The organism is Nocardia sp. CA-135953 (assembly GCF_050955735.1).
Classification (GTDB): domain Bacteria; phylum Actinomycetota; class Actinomycetes; order Mycobacteriales; family Mycobacteriaceae; genus Nocardia.
The window spans coordinates 3,207,507-3,234,098 of sequence record NZ_CP192082.1; the positions used below are offsets into that span (position 1 = coordinate 3,207,507).

At 64.6% G+C, this 26,592-nt stretch carries 25 protein-coding genes; 15 read left to right on the forward strand and 10 right to left on the reverse strand.

Translation table 11 applies throughout. The annotated features are described in order from the left end of the window. Window positions 1–119 precede the first annotated feature (119 nt). Window positions 120–1,880, forward strand: coding sequence for a proteasome ATPase (arc, locus tag ACQPXH_RS14690; RefSeq protein ID WP_433603458.1), 1,761 nt, complete (start codon window positions 120–122; stop codon window positions 1,878–1,880). 279 nt (window positions 1,881–2,159) lie between these two features. Here arc and ACQPXH_RS14695 read toward each other — a convergent pair whose 3' ends face one another. The 3 genes from ACQPXH_RS14695 to ACQPXH_RS14705 all read right to left on the reverse strand — a co-directional run bounded on the left by ACQPXH_RS14695 (window position 2,160) and on the right by ACQPXH_RS14705 (window position 4,277). Continuing rightward, complete coding sequence (locus ACQPXH_RS14695; RefSeq protein WP_433602893.1) at window positions 2,160–2,390, reverse strand: hypothetical protein; 231 nt, start codon at window positions 2,388–2,390, stop codon at window positions 2,160–2,162. A gap of 151 nt (window positions 2,391–2,541) precedes the next feature. Continuing rightward, a complete protein-coding gene (locus tag ACQPXH_RS14700; RefSeq protein WP_433602894.1) occupies window positions 2,542–3,417 on the reverse strand; it encodes an LLM class F420-dependent oxidoreductase in 876 nt (291 codons plus the stop codon). Window positions 3,418–3,557: 140 nt separating this feature from the next. Further along, entirely contained in the window at window positions 3,558–4,277 is a 720-nt protein-coding gene (locus ACQPXH_RS14705; protein ID WP_433602895.1) for a peptidylprolyl isomerase, read from the reverse strand. Window positions 4,278–4,411: 134 nt separating this feature from the next. On the opposite strand from ACQPXH_RS14705, the gene ACQPXH_RS14710 reads away from it, so the two are divergent. Further along, window positions 4,412–4,609, forward strand: a complete 198-nt coding sequence (locus tag ACQPXH_RS14710) for a hypothetical protein (RefSeq protein ID WP_433602896.1) — start codon at window positions 4,412–4,414, stop codon at window positions 4,607–4,609. On the opposite strand, the gene ACQPXH_RS14715 is transcribed toward ACQPXH_RS14710, so the two are convergent. After that, on the reverse strand, window positions 4,606–6,057 hold the full coding sequence (locus ACQPXH_RS14715) for a PLP-dependent aminotransferase family protein (RefSeq protein ID WP_433602897.1): 1,452 nt from the start codon (window positions 6,055–6,057) through the stop codon (window positions 4,606–4,608). The genes ACQPXH_RS14710 and ACQPXH_RS14715 overlap by 4 nt on opposite strands. A gap of 122 nt (window positions 6,058–6,179) precedes the next feature. On the opposite strand from ACQPXH_RS14715, the gene ACQPXH_RS14720 reads away from it, so the two are divergent. The 10 genes from ACQPXH_RS14720 (at window position 6,180) to ACQPXH_RS14765 (ending at window position 15,963) form a co-directional block, all read left to right on the forward strand. Then, on the forward strand, window positions 6,180–7,016 hold the full coding sequence (locus tag ACQPXH_RS14720; RefSeq protein WP_433602898.1) for a nitrilase-related carbon-nitrogen hydrolase: 837 nt from the start codon (window positions 6,180–6,182) through the stop codon (window positions 7,014–7,016). 16 nt (window positions 7,017–7,032) lie between these two features. Then, window positions 7,033–8,454: a dihydropyrimidinase gene (gene hydA, locus ACQPXH_RS14725; RefSeq protein ID WP_433602899.1), complete on the forward strand. Its 1,422-nt coding sequence runs from the start codon at window positions 7,033–7,035 to the stop codon at window positions 8,452–8,454. Between the two features lie 37 nt (window positions 8,455–8,491). Beyond that, window positions 8,492–9,529 carry a TIGR03842 family LLM class F420-dependent oxidoreductase gene (locus ACQPXH_RS14730; protein ID WP_433602900.1) on the forward strand — a complete coding sequence of 346 codons (1,038 nt, stop codon included), beginning with the start codon at window positions 8,492–8,494 and terminating at the stop codon, window positions 9,527–9,529. A 79-nt stretch (window positions 9,530–9,608) separates the two neighbouring features. Beyond that, window positions 9,609–10,499, forward strand: coding sequence for an ABC transporter permease (locus ACQPXH_RS14735; RefSeq protein ID WP_433602901.1), 891 nt, complete (start codon window positions 9,609–9,611; stop codon window positions 10,497–10,499). Further along, window positions 10,496–11,404, forward strand: a complete 909-nt coding sequence (locus ACQPXH_RS14740; protein WP_433602902.1) for an ABC transporter ATP-binding protein — start codon at window positions 10,496–10,498, stop codon at window positions 11,402–11,404. Before ACQPXH_RS14735 ends, ACQPXH_RS14740 begins: the two co-directional genes overlap by 4 nt. Continuing rightward, a complete protein-coding gene (locus ACQPXH_RS14745; protein ID WP_433602903.1) occupies window positions 11,401–12,177 on the forward strand; it encodes an ABC transporter permease in 777 nt (258 codons plus the stop codon). The genes ACQPXH_RS14740 and ACQPXH_RS14745 overlap by 4 nt, the downstream gene beginning before the upstream one ends. Continuing rightward, entirely contained in the window at window positions 12,174–13,316 is a 1,143-nt protein-coding gene (locus tag ACQPXH_RS14750; RefSeq protein ID WP_433602904.1) for an ABC transporter substrate-binding protein, read from the forward strand. Before ACQPXH_RS14745 ends, ACQPXH_RS14750 begins: the two co-directional genes overlap by 4 nt. Next, complete coding sequence (locus tag ACQPXH_RS14755; protein ID WP_433602905.1) at window positions 13,317–14,624, forward strand: aspartate aminotransferase family protein; 1,308 nt, start codon at window positions 13,317–13,319, stop codon at window positions 14,622–14,624. Between the two features lie 256 nt (window positions 14,625–14,880). Further along, window positions 14,881–15,255: an arsenate reductase family protein gene (locus ACQPXH_RS14760; RefSeq protein ID WP_433602906.1), complete on the forward strand. Its 375-nt coding sequence runs from the start codon at window positions 14,881–14,883 to the stop codon at window positions 15,253–15,255. Window positions 15,256–15,282: 27 nt separating this feature from the next. Beyond that, window positions 15,283–15,963, forward strand: coding sequence for a TIGR00266 family protein (locus ACQPXH_RS14765; protein WP_433602907.1), 681 nt, complete (start codon window positions 15,283–15,285; stop codon window positions 15,961–15,963). 214 nt (window positions 15,964–16,177) lie between these two features. On the opposite strand, the gene ACQPXH_RS14770 is transcribed toward ACQPXH_RS14765, so the two are convergent. Then, the gene (locus ACQPXH_RS14770; RefSeq protein WP_433603459.1) at window positions 16,178–16,687 is read right to left on the reverse strand and encodes an NUDIX hydrolase; all 510 of its coding nucleotides are present in this window, start codon (window positions 16,685–16,687) and stop codon (window positions 16,178–16,180) included. A gap of 77 nt (window positions 16,688–16,764) precedes the next feature. Between ACQPXH_RS14770 and ACQPXH_RS14775 the strand changes: the two genes are divergently transcribed. Next, window positions 16,765–17,142 carry a nitroreductase family deazaflavin-dependent oxidoreductase gene (locus ACQPXH_RS14775; protein WP_433602908.1) on the forward strand — a complete coding sequence of 126 codons (378 nt, stop codon included), beginning with the start codon at window positions 16,765–16,767 and terminating at the stop codon, window positions 17,140–17,142. A gap of 215 nt (window positions 17,143–17,357) precedes the next feature. On the opposite strand, the gene ACQPXH_RS14780 is transcribed toward ACQPXH_RS14775, so the two are convergent. Beyond that, complete coding sequence (locus tag ACQPXH_RS14780) at window positions 17,358–17,798, reverse strand: hypothetical protein (protein WP_433602909.1); 441 nt, start codon at window positions 17,796–17,798, stop codon at window positions 17,358–17,360. A 437-nt stretch (window positions 17,799–18,235) separates the two neighbouring features. Then, window positions 18,236–20,578 carry a hypothetical protein gene (locus ACQPXH_RS14785; RefSeq protein WP_433602910.1) on the reverse strand — a complete coding sequence of 781 codons (2,343 nt, stop codon included), beginning with the start codon at window positions 20,576–20,578 and terminating at the stop codon, window positions 18,236–18,238. A gap of 1,124 nt (window positions 20,579–21,702) precedes the next feature. On the opposite strand from ACQPXH_RS14785, the gene ACQPXH_RS14790 reads away from it, so the two are divergent. After that, on the forward strand, window positions 21,703–21,906 hold the full coding sequence (locus ACQPXH_RS14790; RefSeq protein ID WP_433602911.1) for a hypothetical protein: 204 nt from the start codon (window positions 21,703–21,705) through the stop codon (window positions 21,904–21,906). A gap of 169 nt (window positions 21,907–22,075) precedes the next feature. On the opposite strand, the gene ACQPXH_RS14795 is transcribed toward ACQPXH_RS14790, so the two are convergent. After that, complete coding sequence (locus tag ACQPXH_RS14795; RefSeq protein WP_433602912.1) at window positions 22,076–22,519, reverse strand: pyridoxamine 5'-phosphate oxidase; 444 nt, start codon at window positions 22,517–22,519, stop codon at window positions 22,076–22,078. A 200-nt stretch (window positions 22,520–22,719) separates the two neighbouring features. Here ACQPXH_RS14795 and ACQPXH_RS14800 point away from each other — a divergent pair, with 200 nt between their 5' ends. After that, complete coding sequence (locus ACQPXH_RS14800) at window positions 22,720–23,118, forward strand: hypothetical protein (protein ID WP_433602913.1); 399 nt, start codon at window positions 22,720–22,722, stop codon at window positions 23,116–23,118. A gap of 503 nt (window positions 23,119–23,621) precedes the next feature. Here the strand turns inward: ACQPXH_RS14800 and ACQPXH_RS14805 are convergent. Further along, on the reverse strand, window positions 23,622–23,918 hold the full coding sequence (locus ACQPXH_RS14805) for a hypothetical protein (RefSeq protein ID WP_433602914.1): 297 nt from the start codon (window positions 23,916–23,918) through the stop codon (window positions 23,622–23,624). Between the two features lie 446 nt (window positions 23,919–24,364). Then, a complete protein-coding gene (locus ACQPXH_RS14810; RefSeq protein WP_433602915.1) occupies window positions 24,365–26,551 on the reverse strand; it encodes a serine/threonine-protein kinase in 2,187 nt (728 codons plus the stop codon). Window positions 26,552–26,592: the final 41 nt, after the last annotated feature.

Consider the following 26,592-nt stretch of genomic DNA (forward strand, 5'->3'; position numbering starts at 1 on the left):
TAACATGGTGTATCCGCCGTCGACCGCAGCCCAGATGTGATCACGACGAAACCATGTCGGAAAGCGAGAACGGTTCGCGCCCGGTAGCGTTAATAGACCGGGACTGGGAGGAGCAGCACATGAGCCCCATCGAGAATTCGGATTCGGCGGCCTGGAGAGAGCTCGAGGCGGTACGCGCCGAAGCGGCTGCACTCCGAAGGCAACTCGCCGATTCGCCGGATCGCGCACGGGAATTGGAAGCCCGCATCGATTCGCTGACCATTCGCAACACCAAGCTGATGGACACCCTCAAGGAAGCGCGCCAGCAGTTGGTGGCCTTGCGCGAGGAGGTCGATCGGCTGGGTCAGCCACCGAGCGGGTACGGAATTCTGATCGGTGTGTACGAGGATCAGACGGTCGACGTGTTCACTTCGGGCCGCAAGATGCGCTTGACGTGTTCACCCAATATCGACACCTCGACCCTCGAATACGGTCAGACCGTCCGTCTCAACGAAGCCCTCACAGTCGTCGAAGCCGGAATCTTCGACGCCGTCGGTGAGATCGGCACCCTGCGCGAGATCCTCGACGACGGACGCCGGGCGCTGGTCGTCGGGCATGCCGACGAGGAGCGCGTGGTGTGGTTGTCGGGTCCGCTGGCCAAGGTCGCCGAGGTCGATGATCTCGACGATCCCGATTCGCCGATCCGCAAGCTGCGGCCGGGCGATTCGCTGCTCGTGGACACCAAGGCCGGTTTCGCCTTCGAGCGGATTCCCAAGGCCGAGGTCGAGGATCTCGTACTCGAGGAAGTCCCCGATGTCGATTACGGCGATATCGGTGGTCTCGGTCGACAGATCGAGCAGATCCGCGATGCGGTGGAATTGCCGTTCCTGCACAAGGATCTGTTCCGCGAATACGCGCTGCGCCCGCCCAAGGGTGTGCTGCTCTACGGTCCGCCCGGTTGCGGTAAGACGTTGATCGCCAAGGCCGTTGCCAACTCGCTGGCGAAGAAGATCGCCGAGGCGCGCGGTGAGGATGCCAAGGAAGCCAAGTCGTTCTTCCTGAACATCAAGGGCCCCGAGCTGCTGAACAAGTTCGTGGGTGAGACCGAGCGCCACATCCGGATCATCTTCCAGCGGGCACGGGAGAAGGCGTCCGAGGGTACGCCGGTGATCGTGTTCTTCGACGAGATGGATTCGATCTTCCGCACTCGTGGTTCGGGCGTGTCCTCCGACGTGGAGACCACGGTCGTGCCGCAGCTGCTCTCGGAGATCGACGGCGTCGAGGGTCTCGAGAATGTCATCGTGATCGGTGCGTCCAACCGCGAGGACATGATCGACCCCGCGATCCTGCGGCCCGGACGTCTCGATGTGAAGATCAAGATCGAGCGCCCGGACGCCGAATCGGCACAGGACATCTTCTCGAAGTACCTGACCGAGCAACTGCCGCTGCACGCCGACGATCTCGAAGAGTTCGGCGGCGACAAGGGGCTGTGCATCCGCGCGATGATCGAACGGGTCGTCGACCGGATGTACGCCGAGAGCGAGGACAACCGCTTCCTGGAGGTCACCTACGCCAACGGTGACAAGGAAGTCCTGTACTTCAAGGATTTCAATTCCGGCGCCATGATCCAGAACATCGTGGACCGCTCCAAGAAGTACGCCATCAAGGCGGTACTCGACACCGGCAACCCCGGCTTGCGCATCCAGCATCTCTACGATTCGATCGTGGACGAGTTCTCCGAAAACGAGGACCTGCCCAACACCACGAATCCCGATGACTGGGCCCGCATTTCGGGTAAGAAGGGCGAGCGGATCGTCTACATCCGCACCTTGGTCACCGGCAAGAACGCCAGTGCCAGCCGCGCCATCGACACCGAGTCGAACACAGGTCAGTACCTGTAGGTTTCGAACCGAGGGCCGCGCTTCCGTCTGGGAGCGCGGCCCTTCGGCGTTTCCGGGGTCATCGTCGTGTTCGGCGGTGTGCTGTTGGTCGTGGGGATCTGGGCGCTGTTCCGCCTGGAGATGTTGCGGCCGTACCGATTCCCCGCGCCGCTACCACTGCTGCTGGCTGTGGCATTCATCGCGACCAAAACGGTCGCCCTACTACACGGCCGGCTGCTACGCGGCGATCACGGCGGCGGGCGCGGTGCACTGGACCGAATACACCGAACGATGGCGAATCTATCCGACTGTCCCGCTGGTCGCGATTTCGGTGGCGATCGCGATGTTCACGATGCCGTGGCAATTCGAGTCGTCCATCGATCCGGTCGACAGCCAGGCCGAGGTATCGAAATCGGCCTCTACGGCAAGTTCGGCTGTCCCGAGTTGCGCGAGGCGAGCGCCAATGCCTGCCAGGCGCTCCCACCGGCCGAGCGCGGCAACGCAATGGCGGATGCGATTGTTCGCACGCACGGCTGCCTCTGCTCGGTACGGATGTCAGCAGACTATCGAGAACCCGCCATCGACGGTAGGCGAACTCGAGTCGCTCGCCGGTGACGAGATCGTATACGACACATGCCCTTTCGCATTGTTTCGTTGTGAAAGGGCATGTGCCGTACGGACGCTAACCGAGTTCGGCCAGTTGGGTTACCGCCGGCGCCATGCCCTCGATCCACGCCGCCGGGGACCCGGTGGTCGGGATAACGATCACGGTGTGCACGCCGATCTTGGCGTAATCGGCCATCTCGCGGACGAATTCGTCGCGATTGTCCGGATTCGGGCGCGGATTATTGGCCATGATGGTGATGCGAATATCGTCGAAATCGCGCCCGACATCGTCGCAATGGCGGCGCAGGATGTCGAGTTTGTGGGCGACATCCTCGGGGGCGGAACCGAAAAGGTTGCAGGCGTCGCCGTACTGCGCGACCAGCCGCAGCGTCTTGCGTTCGCCGCCACCGCCGATGAGCACCTTGGGCCGGTTGATCGGCTGCGGCGAGCACAGCGTCTCGGCCAACTGGTAGTGCTTGCCGTCGAAGGGGCCGTTGTTCTGCGGATCCCACATCTGCTGACAGATGCGCAGCGTCTCCTCGAGGCGCTCGAACCGTTCGGCGATCGGCGGGAACTGCACACCGAGCCCGCGATGCTCTCGTTCGAACCACGCGGCGCCGAGGCCGAGCACCGCACGGCCACCCGAAAGGACATCGAGGGTGGTGACGATCTTGGCGAGCAGGCCGGGATGCCGGTAGGTCACGCCGGTGACGAGCAGGCCGAGGTCGATACGGGAGGTGTGCGCGGCCAGATAGCCGAGGGTGGTGTAGCCCTCCAACATATTGGACTCGGCCGGGAGGCCGGTCGGCTCGATCTGGAAGTAGTGGTCCATGAGCGACAGCCAGGTCGCACCGGATGCCTCTGCCGCGGCGCCGACCCTGGCCAACTCGCCCGCAATGGCGGTGGTGCCGCCGTCGATGTCGAATATCGGTATGTGAAAACCGAGTTCCATGAAGTGATCCCCTGGTACTAGACGATTTTGCACTGCCAACGCTATGACCTGGAGTGCACTCCAAGTCAAGTGTTGTTCGGGGGGCACCAAAGACCAGTGGCGGTGTCGCCATGGACGACACCGCCACCAGCTTATGTCGATCAGCCCTGAGCGGTGGTCACCGAATTCAGGACGACATCGGCGTTCGGGCGTCCGTCTTCCCCGCCCGCGGCGCCCGCATCGGCGACCCGCGCCAGCACATCCATACCGGCGGTGATCTTGCCGAACGGAGTGTAGTTCGGCGGCAGCTGCGAATCCTTGTAGACCAGGAAGAACTGGCTGCCATTGGTGTCGGGACCGGCGTTGGCCATGGCGACCGTACCGGCCGGATAGGTGGCGCCGTCCAGGTTCTCGTTCGGGAACTGGTAGCCCGGACCGCCTGTGCCGGTGGCAGTGGGATCACCACACTGCAGGACGAAGATGCCAGCGGTGGTCAAGCGGTGGCACTGGGTGTGGTCGAAATATTTCTGCCCGGCCAGGAATACGAAGGAGTTCACCGTGCGGGGTGCGCGGGCGGCCTCCAGGGCGATACCGACTGTGCCGCAGGTGGTTTCCAGCTGCGCGGTGTACTTCGCGCCCGTGTCGATCGCCATCGCCGGCTCGCTGGCCCACTGCTTGCCCTCGGGCTTGGCCGAATCGGGGGCCACGCATCCGGCGACCGGTGTGCCCGGATCCGCCGAGACCCCGCCCGCGGCGAAGATCGCGAGGGTGGTGCCGACGGCGAGTACACCGAGGCCCCGTAGCAGGGCAGTCCCGACTCTACGATGCTGCCTGATGGGCTGATGGTGGTCGAATTGCCGGACCTGCACTTCGCTGCTCACCGGTCAGGATCTCCTTCTGTTGTGTATCGCATCGGGTGATGCTGAGCGGATCATTCCATCTCGACGCTTCCAGCGGAACGAGATGCGTATTGCGACTGTGTGGCAATAGAAATCAACGGATATGCGGCGAATGGGTGGCCATCAGCAGCAGTGACTACCCGCAGTACGCGCCGAACCCGAATACCGGCGAACCCTTCGGCGACAGCGTCCGGACACAGCCCGCGACGCAGACGATCTACAAGGATGCCGAGCACCCGTCCTCGGTGATCGTGCCCGTCATCCCGGCCGGTCACCACGGCGCCACCAGCTTCGACATCGAGCCGGGATCCTAGGCGCGGCGAACGCGACGGTAGGTGGGGGCCGCGGTGGTCGCGGCGGCGAGCTCGCCGGTGAGCCAGTCCAGCTCGCCGTCGGTGATCGCGGCGACGGTGATGCGCAGGTGATCGCCGTGCGGGTGGTCCTCGACCTCGAAGGGGCGGCCGGGGGCGGCCTTGATACCCGCGGCGGCAAGCGAGATCATGGCCGCGTTCTCGTCGGCGACGGGGAGCCACAGGTTGATGCCGTCGCCACGGGCGACGGCGACGCCCTTGCGAGCCAGCGCGCGGCGGAGTTCGGTTGAGCGCCTGCGGTATTCGGTACGGGCGGCGGCTACGGTGCGTGCGGCGGTGTCGTCGTCGAGCATGGTGAGCAGCAAGCGTTGCAGCAGTCGGCTGGTCCAGCCGGGGCCGAGCATGCGCCGTTCGATCATCGGATCCAGGAAATCGGCGGGGCCGCCGACCACCGCGAGGCGCAGGTCCGCGCCGTGCGATTTGGAGTAGGAGCGGATATGTACCGTCCGGCTCGGCAGTCGCGAGCCGAGGGAGCGCAGTGTGGTGGATGCGATGCCCGCGGAGTGGTCGTCCTCGATGACGAGAGTGTCTGTGCCGGTCAGGATTTCGGTCAGTTCGCGGGTGCGTGCGGCGGTGAGCGAGACGCCCGTCGGATTCTGTGCGCGCGGCTGCAGGATCAGCGCTGCGGCGCCACGTGTCCGCTCGAGATCGTGTGGCAGTAAACCGGATTCATCCATGCGAACCGGAATGGGCCGAGCGCCGATCCGGGCGAGCAGGTCGAGGAACGGTGGGAAGCAGGGATCTTCGACAGCGACTGCATCGCCCAACCGTACATGGGTGGTGAGCAGTCGGTCGATGGCGTCGAGCGCCCCGTCGACGACTGCGAGTCGTTCGGCGCGGAAGGGCCAATCTGTGCGCACCTTGGCGGCCAGTTCCGGTAGCACGGCCTCGCCCAGATAGTCCGCCGCGAGATCATTGCCGCGTCCGTGCTCGGTGATCGCGCGCAGTGCGGCGACCAGATCCGGTAGCAGCTTCGGATCGGGGGTGCCCCGGGACAGATCGATGCGGAAGGCGCTGTCCGAAGGCGGGTGCAGGCGCTGATAGCGGCCCGTGGGCGTGGATGCGCGGGTGGCGCTGCGTTCGCCGACGAAGGTTCCGGCACGCCCCCGCGCCACTATCGCGCCGGTGGCGGCCAGCGCGCGCCAAGCCTGGTTGACGGTAGCGGGGGAGACCCGCAATTCGCGGGCGACTTCACGCACGGTCGGCAGCCGCGATCCGGGTTCGATTGCTCCGGAACGAATCCGGCGGCTCACTGCGGCCGCGATTCCGGCCGGAGTGCGATCTTCGAGATCCGCGTTGAACAGCCCCGACCCGGCTGTGACAGGTGCGGGCATGGTGTCTCGCAGGTCGTCTGCGGGCACCTGCGGCGCGGTCGTCGGATCGAAGTTCACAGCGTCATTCTGCGTCGGGCACAGCGCCGGAACGGAGACCGGCCCCAAGGTTTACGGCTACGAAACTGTTTCCGCAATCTTGTAACACAACCGAATTGGATCTCGGTGAAGTATAACAAAGCATGGGAATCGTTCGAGCGGCGCTCGTCCAGACGAACTGGACGGGTGATAAAGAGTCCATGATCAAGGCGCACGAGGACTACGCACGCCAGGCTGCCGCACAGGGCGCCAAGGTGATCTGCTTCCAGGAGTTGTTCTACGGCCCGTACTTCTGCCAGTTGCAGGACACGAAATTCTACGAGTACGCGGAATCGGTGCCAGGGCCGACGACGGAGCGATTCGCCGCCCTGGCAAAGGAATTGGGTCTGGTGATGATCCTGCCGGTATACGAGCAGGAACAGCCCGGGCTGCTCTACAACACCGCGGCGGTCATCGACGCCGACGGCAGCTACCTCGGCAAGTACCGCAAACATCATATTCCGCACGTCAACGGATTCTGGGAGAAATTCTATTTCCGGCCGGGAAATGTGGGCTGGCCGGTCTTCGATACCGCGGTCGGCAAGGTCGGCGTGTACATCTGTTACGACCGGCATTTCCCGGAGGGCTGGCGCGCGCTGGGCCTGGCCGGCGCCGAAATCGTCTTCAACCCCTCGGCGACCTCGCGTGGCTTGTCCGGTTACCTGTGGAAGCTGGAGCAACCGGCCTCCGCGGTCGCCAACGAATATTTCATCGGCGCCATCAACCGGGTCGGCATCGAGGAATACGGCGATGACGATTTCTACGGAACCAGCTATTTCGTGGATCCGGAAGGTAAATTCGTCGGGGACGTCGCCTCGGACACCGATCCGGAACTGGTGATCCGTGACCTCGATATGGATCTGATCAAGGTGGTGCGCGACCGCTGGGCGTTCTATCGCGATCGCCGCCCCGACGCCTACGGACCGATGGTGGCTCCCTGAGGCTGGTGATATCGATATGACGAAGACATTCATTCACGGCGGCACGGTGGTCTCGGCCACCGGCTCGCAATTGCTCGATGTGCTCGTCGACGGCGAGACCATCGTCGCGGTCCTGCAGCCCGGCGCCACCGCATTGGGCGCGGATCTCGCCGAGTCCGCCGATGTGGTCATCGACGCGACCGGCAAGTATGTGATTCCCGGCGGCGTGGACGGCCACACCCATATGCAGCTGCCCTTCGGCGGCACCGAGGCATCCGATACCTTCGAGACCGGCACCCGCGCGGCCGCCTGGGGCGGCACCACGACCATTGTCGACTTCGCGGTGCAGAAGCCGGGGGAGCGGGTGCAGGACACCCTCGGTCTGTGGCACGAGAAGGCCGCGGGCAACTGCGCGATCGACTACGGCTTCCACCAGATCATCGGTGAGGTGAACGACGAATCCCTTAAGGGGATGAGCGAATTGGTGGCCGAGGGAGTCACCAGCTTCAAGTTGTTCATGGCCTATCCCGGTGTCTTCTACTCCGATGACGGTCAGATCCTGCGGGCCATGCAATCGGCGGGCGATCTGGGCGCGTTGCTGATGATGCACGCGGAGAACGGCATTGCCATCGATGTGCTGGTCGAGCAGGCACTGGCCCGCGGTGAGACATCGCCCTATTACCACGGCGTCTCTCGGCCGTGGCAGATGGAAGAGGAGGCCACCCATCGCGCGATCATGTTGGCGCAGTTGACGAACGCGCCGCTGTATGTCGTGCACGTCTCGGCCAAGCAGGCGATGGAACAGATCGCCGCCGCGCGGGGCAACGGGCAGAACGTCTTCGGTGAGACCTGTCCGCAGTATCTGTATCTGTCACTCGAAGAGCATTTGGGCGCACCGGGTTTCGAGGGCGCGAAGTGGGTGTGCTCGACGCCGCTGCGGTCGAGGACGGAGGGGCATCAGGACGAGCTGTGGCGCTATATCCGCACCGGTGATGTCACATCGGTGAGTACCGACCACTGCCCCTTCTGCATGAAGGATCAGAAAGAGTTGGGGCTCGGCGACTTCAGCAAGATCCCCAATGGGATCGGGGGCGTCGAACATCGGATGGATCTGATGTTCCAGGGCGTCAAGAACGGATTGATCTCATTGGAGCGCTGGGTCGAGGTCTGCTGCACCACCCCGGCGCGCATGTTCGGCATGTATCCGCGCAAGGGCGTCATCAGTCCGGGCGCCGACGCCGACATCGTTATCTATGACCCGAACGGGCACACCAGCATCGGGTTCGGCAAGACCCACCACATGAATATGGATCATTCGGCCTGGGAGGGCTTCGAGATCGACGGACACGTCGACACGGTGCTCTCGCGCGGCCGCGTGATCATCGACGACGGCTCGTATCTGGGCAGTGCCGGTCACGGCCGGTTCATCGCTCGTGAACTGTCGCAGAACCTGATCTGACCCGATTGACCTGATTGACCTGATTGGAGGGTGCCGCATGGATATCGGTGTGGTGCTGCAATGCACACCGCCCGCCTCGCGGGTGGTCGAACTGGCCAGACAGGCGGAGACGCATGGCTTTTCGCATGTATGGACCTTCGATTCGCACCTGCTGTGGCAGGAGCCCTACGTCATCCACAGCCAGATTCTGTCCGCCACCCGAAGGGTGGTCGTCGGCCCGATGGTCACCAACCCGGCCACCAGGGACTGGACCGTGACCGCGTCGACCTTCGCGACGCTCAACGATATGTTCGGCAATCGCACCGTCTGCGGCATCGGCCGCGGTGACTCCGCGGTGCGCACCCTCGGCGGCAAACCGACCACGCTGGCGACATTGCGGGAGTCCATCGAGGTGATCAGGGAACTCGGCAACGGTCGCAGTGCCCGCATCGGTGACACCGTGGTGCGCTTCCCGTGGGCGAGCGCGTCGCGGCTCGAAGTGTGGATGGCCGGATACGGTCCGCGCGCACTCGATTTGACCGGCGAGGTCGCCGACGGATTCATTCTGCAACTCGCCGACCCGGATATCGCCGCGTGGACGATCGCCCGGGTGCGCGCGGCCGCGGAGAAGGCGGGACGTGCGCCCGGATCGGTGAAGATCTGCGTGGCGGCACCGGCCTACGTCACCGATGGATCCGATGCCGCGACAGCGCATGCCCGCGAACAGTGCCGCTGGTTCGGCGGCATGGTCGGCAATCACGTCGCCGATATCGTCGCGAAATACGGTACCGACGGCGATATTCCGGTCGCGCTCACCGACTACATCGCGGGCCGTCAAGGCTACGACTACAACGAGCACGGTCGCGCGGGCAATACGCATGCCGAATTCGTTCCGGACGCCATCGTGGACCGCTTCTGTGTAATCGGCACGCCCGACGAGCAGTTGGCTCGGCTGCACGAGCTGGAGAAGTTGGGCGTCGACCAGTTCGCGGTCTATCTCCAGCACGATGCCAAGACCGCCACATTGGACACGTACGGGGAGTCGGTGCTGCCCAGGCTGGCGCATCCGGTCACGGCGACGGCGGGTGCCGAGTGATCGCCTCGGCAGCGGCGGGGTGCTATGAGCTGGTCGAGCGGCGTCTCGCGAAACCGGTTCCGGTGTCGGTGGGTGATCGATGAGAGCGGGAGCCTTGCGGGCGCGGCAGGTCGGCTACGCGGTCGGTGTGCTGGTGCTGGTGATCGCGGTCTGGGAACTCGTCAAGTACTTCGTGCCCGAACGCGGGGTGAGTATCGGCGACACCCGTATTCTGCCGCGCACGAGCGACGCTGCATTGCCGCACGTCTGGTCGGTCATCACCGTGCTCGGTGACAAGGACGGGACAGGCACCGTCGGCGGAACACTGCTGCGCACAGCGGGATTCACGTTCGGGCTCGCGCTGTTGGCGTTGACGATCGGCACGGTAGTCGGTGTCGCGCTCGCGGTGGTGATGCAGCGCTTCTCCTTCGTCGAACGCGGATTACTGCCCTACATCGTTGTCTCGCAGACGGTTCCGTTGATCGCCTTGGCGCCGCTGGTGGCCGGGTGGGGCGGGAAGATCGTCATTGCCGGTGCGCCGTGGCGGCCGTGGATGAGTATCGCGGTTATCGCGTCGTATCTGGCCTTCTTCCCGGTGGCGGTCGGGATGTTGCGCGGATTGCAGGCGCCGTCCAAGGCATCGGTGGAATTGCTGCACAGCTACTCCGCGAATTGGTGGGAGACTTTGGTGCACTTGCGGTTTCCCGCCGCAGTGCCGCACTTCCTGCCCGCCTTGCGCTTGGCCGCCGCGGCATCGGTGATCGGTGCCGTGGTCGCGGAGATCTCGACCGGCACCGCGGGTGGCATCGGCCGTCAAATCATCGTCTTCTCCCAGCAGGCCACCGGCGACGCGGCCCGGCTCTACGCGGCTGTTCTCGCCGCCGCACTGCTCGGTGTCGCGGTGACCGCCGTCGTCGGTTCGGCAGAAGTGGCACTACGTCGTTACAGCCGTCCCGCCGGGACGCGCGGTTCCTCAGGAGGTACCCGTTGACCGGGAAAGTGGAATCGGCCACCACGGGCAGCGATGTGGCCGACGCGCAGATCCGGAAGCCGGATCCGGGTATCGTCGCGGCGAAGGCCGAAGAGGTCGCGGCAGTCGACCTCACCGAAGTCGGCAAAATCTTCGACGCGGGTTCGGTTACCGCGCTCACCGGTGTGTCGCTGAAAGTCCTTGCGGGGGAGTTCGTCTCGCTGATCGGTCCCTCGGGCTGCGGCAAATCCACCCTGCTGCGCATCATCGCCGATCTGGAACGACCGAGCAGCGGCACCGTGACCGTGCACGGCAAGTCCGCGCGGCAGGCCAGAATCGACCAGGACTACGGGATCGCGTTCCAACAGGCTGGACTCCTGGACTGGCGCACCGTTGCGGCCAATGTCGAACTGCCACTCGAGTTGCACAAGGTCCCGAAGGCCGAAAGACGCTCTCGCAGTGCGGAACTCCTCGAGATGGCCGGTCTCACCGATTTCGCACACCGCTATCCGGCGGAACTGTCCGGCGGTATGCAACAGCGCGTGGCGATTGCCAGGGCATTGGCCCGTAGACCTTCGCTGCTGCTGATGGACGAACCATTCGGGGCGCTGGACGAAATGACCCGCGAACGCATGCAGGGCGAGTTACTGCGCATCGCCGGAGAGACCGGTGCCGCAGTGGTTTTCGTGACGCACTCCATTCCGGAGGCGGTGTTCCTGTCCGACCGGGTGGTGGTCATGTCACCGCGGCCCGGCCGCATCACCGAGATCGTGCCGACCGGCGGCTGGGGCCGTGCGGCGGGCGTCAGCGGTGACGATATCCGTTCCAGCGAGGCGTTTTTCGAGGCCGTCGCCGCCGTCCGCACCGCACTGCGCGGCGGACACGGGACCGCCGACATCATCGTGGCGGGACAGGATCTGCAATGAAGACGTGGCTACCACCGGTGATATTCGGTGTCGGCGGATTGGCGCTGTGGCAAGTGCTGACCGTCGTTGCGGGTGTGCCGTCGTTCCTGCTGCCCGCGCCGACCGCGATCGCGAAACAGTTCACCGAGAACTTCGACCGCATCGTCGATGCCGCCACCGCGACCGGTACGAACGCGCTCATCGGCCTGCTGGCCGGTGCGGTCCTCGGCATTGTGGCGGCCATGGTCGCGGTGCGGTTCCGGCTGGTCGAGGGGCTGTTGACGCCGCTGGCCGCCGCGGCCGCCGCGGTGCCGATCGTCGCGCTCGCCCCGCTGCTGAATTCGATGTATTCGACCACCACCGAAACCCCGCGCCGCATGGTGGTGGCCATCGTGGTGTTCTTCCCGATGTTCGTCAGTACCGCCCGTGGCCTGCGGCAGGTGCCGCAGGTGCACGCCGATCTGATGACCTCGTATGCGGCGGGCGGCTGGCAGATCACCCGCACGGTGCGGCTGCCCGCGGCACTGCCCTACCTGTTCACTGGGCTGCGGATCGCGGCGCCGGGCGCGGTGATCGCGGCCATCATCGCCGAATATTTCGGCGGCCTGCAGAACGGCCTCGGCAGCCGAATCACCTCCGCCGCCGCGAATACCGCTTATCCACGCGCGTGGGCGTACGTGGTCGGCGCAATGATCGTCGGCCTGCTCTTCCTTGCCGTCGTCCTGATCCTCGAACAATTGACCCGCCGACCTCGGACCATCCTGATCCGTGACATCTATGGGAGATCGAAATGAGAACTGCCACAGGGCGTTTACGCGCTTGTCTAGCGCTGGTTGCGTTGGCGGCGGCCGCGCTGACCGGCTGCAGCACCACCGACAACAGCTCGGGAACCACCGCAGACGGCCTGACCAAGGTCCGCCTGCAATTGCAGTGGTTCAAGCAGGGGCAGTTCGCGGGTTATCTGGCCGCCGTGGATCAAGGCTTCTACAAGGAGCAGGGCCTGTCCGTCGAAATCCTCGATGGCGGAACCGATATCGTGCCGCAGACGGTACTGGCCCAGGGACAGGCCGATTACGCGATCGCCTGGGTACCCAAGGCGCTGGCCTCGCGCGAGGCCGGGGCGGGTATCACCGATGTGGCGCAGGTATTCCAGCGCTCTGGCACCAAGCAGGTGTCGTTCAAGTCCGACAACATCACGGGCCCGGCCGCGCTGCGCGGAAAGACCGTCGGAAACTGGGGTTACGGCAACGAATTCGAGCTGTTCGCGGGCATGACCAAGGCGGGCATCGATCCGTCCAAGGATGTCAAGCTGGTCCAGCAGCAGTTCGATATGAACGCCTTCCTCGCCAAGGACATCGCTGCCGCCCAGGCAATGTCCTATAACGAATACGCCCAGCTGTTGGAGACGAAGAATCCGGGCACCGGGAAGCTCTACACCGCAGACGATTTCGCCACCATCGACTGGAACGACGACGGCGTGGCCATGCTGCAGGACGCGATCTGGGCGAATTCGGAGAAGCTGAAGGATCCGAAATACCAGGACCAGACCGTCAAATTCATCGCGGCCTCGCTGAAGGGCTGGGCGTTCTGCCGCGACAATGTCGACAAATGCCGCGATATCACCGTCGCCGCGGGCAGCACGCTCGGCGCCAGCCACCAGCAGTGGCAGATCAACGAGGTGAACAAGCTGATCTGGCCCTCGCCCAACGGGATCGGCATGATCGACAAGTCCGCATGGGACCGCACCGTGAAGATCGCCAAGGAGACCAAGAACCAGGAGGGCGTCACGGTGCTGAAGCAGGATCCCGATGCGGGCGCATTCACCAACGAATACGTCACCAAGGCACTGGACCTATTGAAATCCGGTGGAATCGACGTCACCGGAACGGGATTCGCGCCGCAGCAGGTGACACTGACCGAAGGCGGTAAATAGGTGGTCGATCATGTCTTCTATCCGTGGAGCGCCCAGGCGACCCTGAATCCGGTACCGATCGTCGGCGCGTCGGGGTCGTGGTTCTGGGAGGAGAGCGGCAAACGCTACCTCGACTTCTCCTCGCAACTGGTGAATGTCAATATCGGCCACCAACATCCGGATATCGTCGCGGCCATTATCGATCAGGCGCAGAAACTCGCGACCATCTCGCCGACCGTCGGCAATGCGGCACGCAGCGAACTGGCCCGGCTGATCGTGGAACGCGCACCGGGCGAGCTGCAACGGATTCTGTTCACCACCGGTGGTGCGGAGGCCGTCGAACACGCGGTGCGGCTGGCCCGCAGCTACACCGGCCGTACCAAAATGCTCGCGGCATACCGCTCCTATCACGGCGGCACCGGCGTCGCGATCGGGCTGACCGGTGAGCCGCGGCGCTGGGGTGCCGAGCCGACCAATGTCGACGTGGTCCGCTTTTTCGGGCCCTACCCCTACCGATCCCCATGGGGCTCGAGCACTCCCGAAGAAGAGACGACGGCGGCGCTGAACCACTTGCGTCAGGTCATCGAATTGGAAGGGCCGCAACATATTGCGGGCCTGATCCTGGAGACGGTGGTCGGCACCAACGGTGTGCTCGTGCCGCCGCCGGGCTATCTCGCCGGTGTCCGGGAAATGTGCGACGAATTCGGCATCGTCTATATCGCCGATGAGGTGATGGTCGGATTCGGCCGGGTCGGTGAGTGGTTCGCGGTGCGGGCCTTCGACGTCGCGCCTGACATCATCACTTTCGCCAAGGGCGTGAACTCCGGTTACGTTCCGCTCGGCGGTGTACTGATGGCCGAGCGGATCGCCCAGCGCTACGACAATACGGTGTATCCCGGCGGACTCACCTATGCTGGACATCCCCTCGCCTGTGCCGCGGGCATCGCCTCGATCAATGTCTTCGAACGCGACGGCATTCTCGACCATGTGCGCACCGTCGGCGCGGATGTCCTCGGAAAGGGCTTGGCGGAGTTGGCGTCTCGACATCCGAGCGTCGGCGAGGCGCGCGGCCTCGGGTTCTTCTGGGCACTGGAGTTGGTGCGCGATCCACATACCCGCGAGCCGCTGATTCCGTTCGCGGCTGCTGGTCCCGCCGCTGAACCGATGAACCGGGTCACCGCCGCGGCCAAGGACCGTGGGCTGTGGCCGTTCAATGCGGGCAACCGCTTCCAGATCGCGCCGCCGCTGACCACCTCGGCTGACGAGCTGCGCACGGGGCTGGAGATCGTCGACGAGGTGTTGGAGGTCGCCGACGAATACGTGGGGTGAATCGCCTGCTGGCGGGCGGGAACCGTGGGCATCGGTGTCATCGCCGCCGCGGCGTCGGCCGTTGTCATTGCCGTCGGCGTGAACGATGCCTTTTCTGCACTGCGATTTCGACCACGTCGAACCAGTTGCGAAGGTGGACAGTCGAATCGGCTATCCGGGCAACACCCAGAACGTCACCGTGTGGAAAGGTACCGATCTGCGCCACCGTGGTCGCAGGTGTGGCCGACCTGGATGCACCTGTAGGTACGCTGCGACCATGACATCTGGGCAAACCGAGATCTGGCACAACCCGCGGTGCAGCAAGAGCCGCAATGCCACCGCACACCTGGACGAGGCGGGCGTGGACTACACGGTCCGGCGCTACCTCGACGATCCGCCCACGGCGGCGGAATTGCGGACCGTGCTGAAGCGCTTGGGCGCCGAGCCGTGGGATATCACCCGCACCGGCGAGCAGATCGCCAAGGATCTGGGCCTATCCGCCTGGGGACGCACCGCCGCGGACCGGGACCGCTGGATCGAGGCGCTGGCGGAGAATCCGCAGCTGATCCAACGGCCGATCGTGCTCACACCCGACGGCGGCGCGATCGTCGCGCGCGATGAGCAGACCTTGGAATCGCTGGACCCTTCGTAGCCGAAATAGCCGGTAGGGTCGGCATTTATGAAGGTACAACTGCGTCATAGTCCGGCCTCCGCGGTCGCGCGGTGCTTCCTGGCCGGCGGCGAGCCGATGCGGGTCGAGAGCGGCGCCATGGTCGCGCATTCGGCGGGAGTTTCGTTGCAGGCCAAGGCCGAAGGCGGAATTCTCGCCGGGCTGAAGCGTTCGGTGCTGGCGGGCGAATCATTTTTCGTCTCGACCTTCACCGCACCGCCGCAGGGCGGCTGGGTGGATGTGGCGCCCGCACTGCCCGGCGACATGCTGAATCTGCAGATCACCCCTGATCGACCGTTCTTCATCAGCCGCGGCGGTTGGATCGCCAACTCGCACGGCGTGCAGGTCGAGGGCAAATGGGGCGGTTTCGCGAATCTGTTCGGCGGCGAGGGCGGCTTCGGTCTGCGCGCGCACGGCGAGGGTGAGGTGGTCGTCGGTGTATTCGGCGCGATCGATGTGATCGATCTGCAGCCGGGCGAGCCGATCACCATCGATACCGGCCATGTGGTGGCTTATGACCTGACCATGAACTTCACCATCCGGCGCGCCGTATCCGGGCGTTCCATCCAGTCGCTGAAGTCGGGCGAAGGCTTCGTCTTCGACTTCACCGGACCTGGCCGGGTGCTGCTCCAGACCCGTAATCCGGGCGCCTTCGCGGCCTGGGCGGGGTCGGTGGCGTCCTCGGGTTAGTCACCGGTTTTCATGACCCCCTTACCTGCCGGACACCTAGCCCATGCAGAATGCAACTTTCATATCGGGTCCAGCAAGGGAATGTACATGGAGCTCCTCGAAGTCGTCGCGAACCTCTTCACCCAGGTCATGGGTGCTATGAGCGGTAGCGCCGCCTGACGGAACGCAGGCTCATCGGCCCATCAGATCCTCGACCTGGTGGGCCGATGGCGTTTCAACCCAGCAGCTGGTCGGTGAGGATTCGGGTGTCCGGGACGAACGGCCAGGTCGGGTCGGCCAGATGTGCGCGCAGTTCGGCATCGGTCCACCACCAGCCATCCACGATCTCCTCGGGCTGGTGCCGCATGGGCCCGTCGTAGCGCAACTCGTAGGCGAACAGATGGCAGCGCATCGGCGCCCCCTGCCAGATGCCGTCCCAGGACGCGCCGGCCCGCAGGGGGAGCGGTGACGCGTCAGCGGGCAGGACGATGCCGAGTTCCTCGGCGAGTTCACGGACCGCGGTCTGCGCCGGTGTCTCGCCGGGGTCGACGACACCACCGGCCAGGCAGTCGTGCATACCGGCGAAGACCATCTTGGTATCGGTGCGACGGTGCACATAGATGCGCTCGCCGTCGCCGGAACGAACGAGCACACCAGCACTGGCATGCCAGATGCCGTCGCGATAGACGGTGGCCCGGTCGGCCGCGCCGATTTGGCGGCCCACGGCGTCATAGACCGCGATCATCTCCTTACTAGGGTGCACGAACACCGGTCGAGAGTAACCTGATCTGCGCCCGCCACCCCGAGAGAGGACCGCCCCGGATGGTGCTTCCGCGCACACTGGCGAAATTGAACCGGCACGTGACGAATCCGATCCTCGGTCGGTTGGCCGGGAAAGTGGCCCCGATGAGCATGGTCGTACACAAGGGACGAAAATCCGGGCGGGCCTATAGGACTCCGGTGTTGGCGTTCGAATCCGACGGTGTGTACCGGATCGCGCTGACCTACGGCCGCGATGTCGACTGGGTCAAGAACGTCACGGCCGCAGGCGGTTTCGAGCTCGAGGCCAAAGGGACCGTCGTGCTGCTCAGTGATCCGGTGGTTGTGCACGATGCGTCGGCGTCGTGGGCGCCACTCGGCGTTCGGCAGGCGCTGCAGGTGCTGTCGGCGACGGATTACCTGCAGGCGCGTCCGGCGTAACAATCTGCTGAGCATTCGGTTCGCCCGCGCGCAAAAGGCAGTGTACGGGACATATTCGCTGGCATGCGTCGGGATCTCTTGTGCAACAACGCCTCCGGATGCCCTCGAGCATATCGGGCAGATCAGGAGGCAGACCTACGGTGAAGTGCGCGACCAGAGGGCGAGTTCTGTTGGGCGGAACGCGAGGAACGATAGGCAAATCCCGAGCATTGAGGTTATGCGGCTTCGCGATGCGGACGTTCGAGTGTGTTCCGCGCGCGTTCCAGTACCTGTCGCGGCTCGAAGTGGTCAGCCTGCCACGAGTCGGTGCCGATGCCCACCTTCCCGCGCCAGGCCCGCACGATCTCGGCGTGCACCGGCCATCGCACGAATCGGCGCATGTCATCCTCCGATTCCCACACCGTGATGGATCCGCCGCGCCACGCGGTGGGCCTGCCCCACAGCCACAGGCCCACCGCGCCCTGCATGACCGGCCAGGTGTTCCCCAACTCGAGCCCGATCTCGTAGATGCTGCGGACTTCCTCTTCGGACCGGGCGAGGAAGTCGGTCACGCTGATGAACACACGCCCGGAAATGTCCTGGCGCGGACCGGGTTTCCATGGCATGAGCACGATGCCGTCCTCGAACGGCTTTTCGGGGGTCTCGATAGTACGCATGCGCATATAGTAAGCTCAAGCGTACGAATATGGGAAGTCGGTGGTTCGAACTCGGCTGATCGCGCGCAAGGGTGGAATCAAGGCGGCTGCCGATCCGTATGCGGGACGCCCGGTTGGGGCTGATGATCGCAGTCAGATTCGGTTTCCGGTTCCGATCGGGCCGGGTCCGAGCCGGAAAATGAGCGAAAGCCGTTGCTGTGCAACGGCTTTCGTGTCCAATGGTGTTCGGAAAGGGTTCGCCGCACGTCCTGATCTCGCCGGGCATGGATTCGTGCCCATGATCCCGTATTCATCGGCACCGCCGATGTCACTCGGGTGGCGGCCGCGCACCTGATCGTGGTGTGCGCGGAGATCCTGTTGACCCTCGCCGAATCGGCCGAGAAGCGCCGTGGGCTTTACCGCGTGCAGGCGCTTCCCGGTGTCTTCGTGGTGGCAGGTCAGAGATCCATGAGATCGGCTGCGAGACTGGACAATTCGTTCTTGTAGGTTGTCGCGAGTCCGACCAGTGAGTTGGCTTGGGCCTCCTGCGCTTTGATCATGGTTTCGAGAACCGTTACCCTTCGCCGAAGTTTCGCGATGATCCTCGCCTGATCGCTGATGATCGCTGCATGATCACTGATTCTCGCCGCTGCACCCTCGACGGCGGATGCCGGTTTCTCGGTGGCCAGGACGACTGAACTCGAATACGTCACCAGGTCCTCTGCTTCGACCGCCACCAATCCCACTTTCTCTTCGGACTCGACGCCTGTCTCGTCGTCGGTCGCTATCGCATCTTCGGGTACATCACTCTCGATGGGGCTGCCCGCGTCCTCAGCTTCTTGCTCGACCTCACTAGCGGTGTTGCCCTCGGCTACCTCTTCAGGTTCCGCAACCCCGACTTCTGCCTCGGGGTCGGTCTCGGCCACGGGTTCGGCCGCCGGTTCTGGTGTCTCCGTAACCGCGGGCTCTTCCTCGGTCACGGGTTCGGCCTCGGCCACGGGTTCGGCCGCCGGTTCTGCTGCCTCCGCAACCGCGACCTCTCCCTCGGGTTTGGTCTCGGTCACCGGTTCAGCCTCGGCCACGGGTTCGGCTTCTGGTTCTGGTGTCTGCGCAACCGCGGGCTCTTCCTCGGTCACAGGTTCAGCCTCGGCTACCGGTTCGGCCTCCGGCTCTGGTGTTTCCGCAACGGCGGGCTCTTCCTCGGCTATCGCGTCTGCTTCGGCGGCGAATTCCACTTCGGGGGATTGGGTCGCGTTCTCTTCTTCAGCTACGTCGATGTCACCGACCTCGGCCACTGGGTGGTCCCTGGTTGGTGCGTCGGTATCGGTAGCGACTACCTCGGCGGAGGCTTCGGTCTCCTCATCGTCAGCTGCGTCTTCTTCGTCCGTTTCCACGCCCACTGCGCCAGATTCCGCTTCGGGCTCTTCCTCGGTCACCGGTTCAGCCTCAGCCGCTGGTTCGGCCTCCAGCTCTGCTGACTCCGGCGATGCCTCCGCAACCGTGACCTCTGCCTCGGGTTCGGTCTCGGCTACCGGTTCGGCCTCCGGCTCTGGTGTTTCCGCAACGGCGGGCTCTTCCTCGGCTATCGCGTGTACTTCGGCGGCGAATTCCACTTCGGGGGACTGGGCAACGCCTACTTCCTCAGCTACCTCGATGTCACCACCCACCTCGGCCACCGTCTCGTCCTTGGTCGGTGCGTCGGTTTCGGCAGTGACCACGTCGGCGGAGGCTTCGGTCTCCTGATCGTCAGCTGCGTCTTCTTCGTCCGTTTCCACGCCCACTGCGCCAGATTCCGCTTCGGGCTCTTCCTCAGTCACCGGTTCAGCCTCAGCCGCCGGTTCGGCCTCAAGCTCTGCTGCCTTCGCATCCGCCACCGCGACCTCTGCCTCGGGTTCGGTCTCGGCTACCGGTTCGGCCTCCGGCTCTGGTGTTTCCGCAACGGCGGGCTCTTCCTCGGCTATCGCGTCTGCTTCGGCGGCGAATTCCACTTCGGGGGATTGGGTCGCGTTCTCTTCTTCAGCTACGTCGATGTCATCGACCTCGGCCACTGGGTGGTCCCTGGTTGGTGCGTCGGTATCGGTAGCGACTACCTCGGCGGAGGCTTCGGTCTCCTCATCGTCAGCTGCGTCTTCTTCGTCCGTTTCCACGCCCACTGCGCCAGATTCCGCTTCGGGTTCGGCCGCCGCTGGTGGCTCACCCTCGGTTACTACCTGCCCCTGTTCAACCGCTTCGAAGATCCCGGCGGCCTCAGCATCGGGTGACTCAGCCGCAGCTGCCTCGTCCGCCAGCTCTGTTACGTCGGACGCTTCGGCCTCGGGGGCGGGGGGCGCATGTTCTTCGTCGGCTGCGGCCACAACTACTTCTGCCTCGGGCGCCTCCTCAGCGTGTGCGGGTGCCTCGCTTTCAGCGACCACCTCCGCTGCAGCGGCCTGCCCCTCTTCGGCCCCCGCCTCCGCCGCAACGGTCGGTTCAGCCCCGGCGACTACCGCATCGCCGTCTTCTGCGGCGACGTCCACCTCGGCCGGTGTTTCGGTCGTGACATCCGCACGGCCTTCAGCTACCTCGCCGGAGGCGCTGACCACCTCCTCGTCGGCCGCCGTGACATCACCTTCGCCGGTGTCGGCGTCCTCCGTGGTCTCGACTTCGGCTTCGGCCTCAACTGCCGGTTCGGCTTCCGGCGCTTCACCTTCGGCCTCAGTCTCAGCCACGGTAGCGGTCTCCGCCACCGGCTCCGCACCTTCAGCGTCAGGTTGGGCCTCGCCAGCTTCACTCTCGGCAGCGACATCGTCTTCGGCGTCCACGCCGACCGTTTCCGCAGCCGCATCCGCGACCTCGACTCCGTCGGCCTCGACTGTCCGCGCGACTTGCGGCACTTCATTGTCGTCTGCTGTAACGGCTTCGGTCTCGGCGGCAACAGCATCGGCTTCTGCGACCGGCGCCGCAGCTTCGGCCTCAGCGTCAGGTTGAGGCTCGGCGGTGGCTTCGTCTTCGTCGGCGGTCGCTGCTCTTTCCTCGATCGAGTCGGAAACTTCGGCCTCGGCCTCGGCTGTCGATTCGGGTTGCGGCACTTCATCTTCAGCTGTGGCCGAGTCTTCGGCGGCTGCCTCACTCTCGATTGCGGCGGTTTCGGTGACCGCTTCACCCTCAGCAGCCGGATCGCTCTCGGCGGAGGATTCACTGGCGTCGGGTGCCTCAGCCGCGGGTTCCGACTCAGCGTCGGCGACGGTCTCACCTTCCGTCAGTTCACTCTCAGCAAATGCGGATTCAGCTCGCGACGCTTCGGTGCCCTCGGTCACAGCTGCGGGCTCCCGCTCGGCCGCCACATCGTGCTCAGCCACCGATACCGTAATCTCCTGGGCTGCTTCAGCTTCAGCAACCGCCGTTTCGCTCTCAGCCGCCGTTTCGCTCTCGGCGAGCGCGGATTCGCCCGCTGCGTCCGGCGCTCCGACCTCGGCCGCAATGGCCGTCTCCGGCTCGGTCACCGCCACCTCGCCGTCGGTAGCTGTCGTCTCCTCCTCGGCGTCATCGGTGGTCCGTGCCCGGTCGTCGGTCGTTGTCATAATTGTCTGCCCTTTCGAACACTGCGATACTTCCCCGGCTCGAGCCCCGGGGGCCTACAGCGTCGCACGGGATCGAGGTTGCTGCCGCCGAATCCGGCGGTGCTGGTACGTAATTCAGCAGAAGTACACAGTCGACACCAATCTGTGACCCGAAATGTCGGTGACGTCGTGCTCGCTGGTTCCGAGCGGCCGCAGCTCGTCACGCGACCACACGCGCACGACTCATGTGAACCCCTGATGCTGAAATGTTGCTGTGCCAGTGCAAAACCCGGTCGGCGCGAACTAGCCGCACCCGATCATGGTCAACCCTGCACGCCGCAAGGTCGCGCTCGTGACCGAATGGTCCGAGCGGCGGATGGACGGGTATGGACAACGCGAACAATCTGAACGCGCGCTACATCGGCATCAACGTCCCGCCCGGGAGGGCCACCTTCAACGATCGGGCTCATCGGCGGCCCGAACCTGTTCACCCTCGGCGGCCGTTACGTGGCGGGCGCACCGGCAAGAACACCAATATCTACATGCTCTTCGATATCGACAACCTGGACGAGGGGCAAGCACAGCGGTGAATATTCGCCGATACCGGCCCGTGGCCACCCGCGGTCGCGACCATCAAAGGGGTCACCTACGTCGCTTGGCTCGGCACCGACGGCCAGAACAAGCTCAACTTCGCCGACCTGGGCTCACTGCCGACTATCTACCGAGGCGGCAGCGGATAGCCGCCCGTCCGTCGGCGCCTCAGCCGTTGCCGTAGATGCGATCCGGGACGACGAGAACGACCGCGCGGCGCTCGGCAGCCATGACCCGGTCATATTCGTCCCAGTCGTCGTGGGTGCCACCTGCCGCAGTAAAAACCTCCCGCAGCAACTGCCGCAGCCGTTCGGCGTCGATGTCCGGCATCGGGTCGTCGGGACCAGCGATCCACACCGATCCCTCAACGGTCGCCCACGCCCACCCGACACGGACGACAACCGTCATCCGCGCTCGAACACGGAGGTTGTCCAATTTGCGCGTACCACCGCGGATCACCATGCCAACCACGGGCTCACCGGTCTGCGGGTGCGCCAACACTCCTGCGTTGACGAGCGAGGAGTGAACAGTGCCATCGGCCCGCGAGGTCGAGACGACGCACAGGCCATGATCGCCGGTGATCAGCCGAGCAAAATCCGCGATATCGGTCACGGCCGAAGTCTACGGAGCGCGGGCGACAACGCGGGCGTGCCGAAGCAAATCCGTACGACCTCGAACGCACGGCCTGCCACAGCCGTTCCGGTGGGACGAGTTCGCCGCGTCGCGCGGTGGTCATCACCGGACGTGGCGAAGCCGGAATTACGCGAGGACACTGAAGGCGTAGCGCCGAAGTCGACTTCAGGAGCAATGTGATGGCACCCGACAGGCCTTTTGGGTTCGATCCGGAAGAATTCGAGCGCGCGTTGCGGGAGGTGGGGATCGAATTCCGTGACCTGCTCGGAAAGGCCGGCGAATACATCGATCGCACCAGCGGGAGTACCCTGGCGTCGCTGCTCGGCCAGTTTGTTCAGCCGGAGCGCACGCGGCCACCGAAGCCCGAGGGCGAGACCACCGGCGAGACCGGCAGTGGAGTCTGGGTCATCTACAGCGTCGATGACGCCGGCGAGGCCAGGGTCGAGCAGGTTTTTCCGAGCGAGCTCGAGGCTTTGCGTGCGCATCGCGACAATACCGACGAACGCCGTCGCGTGCGGTTCCTGCCCTACGGTGTCCCCACAACGGCGCTGGGCACCCAAGTGCCAAGTTCTGATTGACGGCAGCGCAATAGACGACCAGCCTGTGTCGACGCCGCGCCACTCGGCTGGATGATGACCTCGAGAGCGGCTTGCTGGAGCGGTCGCTCAGGTACATGGCCTCGGCGGACCGGTCGGCCAAGACTTGATCGCTGGGCGGACGTGGTCAGCCCTCTGAGCGGTCGGCGCGGCAGGCGCCGCTGAGCGGGTCGCTCGTCTCGCCACGACGGGTCGCGTTTCGAACTCTCCGGAAATTTCGTGCCGTCCGGCGAGTTCTCCGAACGGCACGAAACCCGGTGCTCAAGGAAGTTCCGGATGCACACCGCGGAGAGCTATCTCGTTGGCAGGCATACGGAGTCATCAGAGTTCACCCAGCCGTGGTTACTCTACCCGGCCAATGAACGGTTCGAATTGGGCAAATTCACTGCAATAGTGCGCATTCGCCGCCGTGTGGCGTAGTGGCACAAAAGGAATCCGGCCCCGAGAGGGCGTCACGGACGAAGCGGTGATCTACCGAGACCGAATCAGGAGGCAGGCTTGGGCTGGGTCAGGTCCCTGACGCCGGTGATCGAATTGATGATGTTGAGGATGGCGGTGGTGCCGTGGTCGACGGCCGAGCTGCCGGAGTCGAACAGGGCGGAACCGGAGGACGAGCCGGCCGAACCCGAGGATGAGCCGCCGTCGGCCGAACCCGACGCGGAGCCGGTGGCGGCCGAGCCAGTGGGGGAGGAGGGAGCGGCGGAGGCCATCGCGACCGGGCCGAAGAACAGGGCGGCGGCGGAGACGGTGGTGGCGGCGACCAGGGCCTTGCGAGAGAACATCTACGGAGCTTCCTTTCACAGATGGATAACGACGCCATCACGGCGCGCACCACAAATGTTATGAAGAAGAAATCTGCAAATCCACTTCTCTCATTGTGTGAATAATCACCGTTAATAATCGGCTAACGGTCAATAATACCGATGTAACACATTTGATCATCATTTCGGATGCGAATTCCATGATCAAATTCGATTGATTTCTTCGAGGGCGCCGCGTAATAGCGTGCGGCGGACCCGATCTCGCAACCGACCTTCGATCTCGGCGCTGCTCGACCTAGCGTCGCCGACGCGCGCAGGGGCCGCCGTGATGAGGGCGATCCGGCGTTACCGGGCGAGTTGTCCCGCCGCGCACCGGCACGAAACACGCGAAATCCGATGTCGTCACTCCCCTGCTGTGCTATAGGACTGCGGGCGTCGCTGCACTGCTGTCGTGTATCGGCCGGTGGTCAGCGCTGGTTCTGCCGCGAGCTGCGGGACAGCGTGCGTCGGAATGCTTGCAGGTCATCCTCGAGTTTTCGGTGCAGCCAATAGTTGCCGATGAAGCCGAAGACGCCTGCGATGGCGAGCCAGCGGATCGAATCGGTGACCAGGGCGACCTCGTCCGGTTTCAGGAACATCAGACCGTGGATGACGCCGATCAATGGAATAGATGCGGCGACTGCGAGGTAGCGGGTGCTGCGGCGGCTGAGGGCGCGGAGGTTGTCGTGGTCCTCGGGCGTGGTGCCGTACGGAAGAAGGCGGGGGTAGATGACACGGACGACGAAAAGGGTGACGAGAAAGAACGGGTAGGCGACGGCGATCGCGCCGGAGACCAGAAGTGAAGCGGACAAGTGCACCACCTGGCCGAGGGACAGGTCGGTGTCGCTGAGCAGTGCCATCGTGGTCACAATCGCGCTGACGCTCCACCCGGCGAATGCGACCCAGGCGACTCGGTCACCGACAGACAAGGTGTCCCTTCGTGCCAGCGCCAGAATCTCAGCGGTGAACGTCCGGCCCTTCCTCAGTCCGCGCCACACCACCAAAAAAACCCTGCGGCACAAGTAGTTCGTCACGATGAGGACCAGCAGGGGGATGATCAGCTCGAGCACCGGGTTGATGGCCCGCAAGGACTGTCGCTGGTCGTCCGGAATCCACGCCTCGATCAAGGCCTTGTTGTGTACGTTGCCGTACAGCACGCCGAGGAAGCCTCCGGTCGCGCTGGCCAGGGTGACGAGCGCCCCCAGCGACCAGGGACCGACTTTCGAACGCAGACTGCTTCCTTGCGGGTCCACGAGATCGCGGGCGCGACGGTCCAGGCACAGCTCGAACTGCCGCGCCAATTCGGCGCCGCTCGACCAACGGTTGTCCCGCTGTGGCGCAAGGCATTTCAACAACACTCGGCACAGGGTCGGCGGGCAGTCCGACGGCAGCTCGGACAGGAACCGTGGTTCGATGTCTTGTTGTCGCAGCTCCAGCATGCGCGCCAGCGAGGTTTCGGATTCACCTGCCAGTGGTTCGTCGTCGAAGGGCCTGCGGCCGGTCAATAGTTCCCACAGCATGACCCCGAGCGCATAGATATCGCTGCGCAAGTCCAGATCTTCGGCGGTGGTCGGCAGCTCCGGATGGCAGGCGGCGAGTTGTTCGGGGGACATATAGGCCAGCGACCCGCCGAAGTACGCCATCGGATTGGTTCCGGCCACGTGGTTGCTGAAGCTGACATTGAAGTCGGCGAGCTTCGGAATGCCTTCCGCGGTCAGCAGCACATTGGCGGGTTTGATATCGCGATGCAACACCCCGCGGCGCGCGGCGTAGTCGAGCGCTTCGGCGAGCCGGCTGCCGAGCCACGCCACCGTTTCCGGCCACGAGTATCCGGTGATATCGCGGCGGATACCGGTCCCACTCGGGACGATGCCGCCCTGGTCCTGAATGGCGTGATCGACGGCGTCGAGCAGCAGGGCGCCGCTGCGGAGCTCCGGTGATGGTGCACGCACCAGATTCAGCACCCCGAGCAGCGTGCCGCCCGGAAGGTACTGCATATACATCAATTTGAGCTCGCCGTTCTCGATCAGCCGGTGATCGAAGACCCGCACGATGTACTCGTGATCGAGCTGCGCCAGCGTCTCCGGCTCGGTGCCGCGGTTGTACGAGATCTTCACCGCGACCAGCCGTTGCATCGACCGTTGCCGCGCCAGGAATACCCGTGCGAAGGCGCCGCTGCCCAGTCCGATGAGCAGGTCGAAATCGTCCACGCTCGCACCGGCGCTGATCCCGTTGAGCGCTTCCAGAGACCGCGGCGGGGCGATCAGCGTGCTGCGGTAGTTGATATCGGACCCGGTCGGCGCGGTGGTACCCACTTCGGTGGGCTGCGTACCGGGTTCCTGGTCGCGTCCGGATCGGCGCCGTACATGGAACTCCTCGAAGGCCAGATCGGGTGGCGTCGGCCCGGTGCACAACTCGGCGTATTCGGCGCAGTACTGAGCGAGCCGCTTCGGATGGTCGTAGCGCAGCCATCGGTACTCCAGATCGACCTTGATCAGCTCGATCAGGCACATCCGCCGCAATCCGGGCGCATCCGGCAGATACTCCGCGAGGTCCGGTGGCGCACCGGTCTTCTCCCAGGTGTCGGCGAACCGCCTGACAACCGATGCCAGCAAGGTGCGAGTTCGGTGGACAGCATCCGACTCATTCGTCGTCG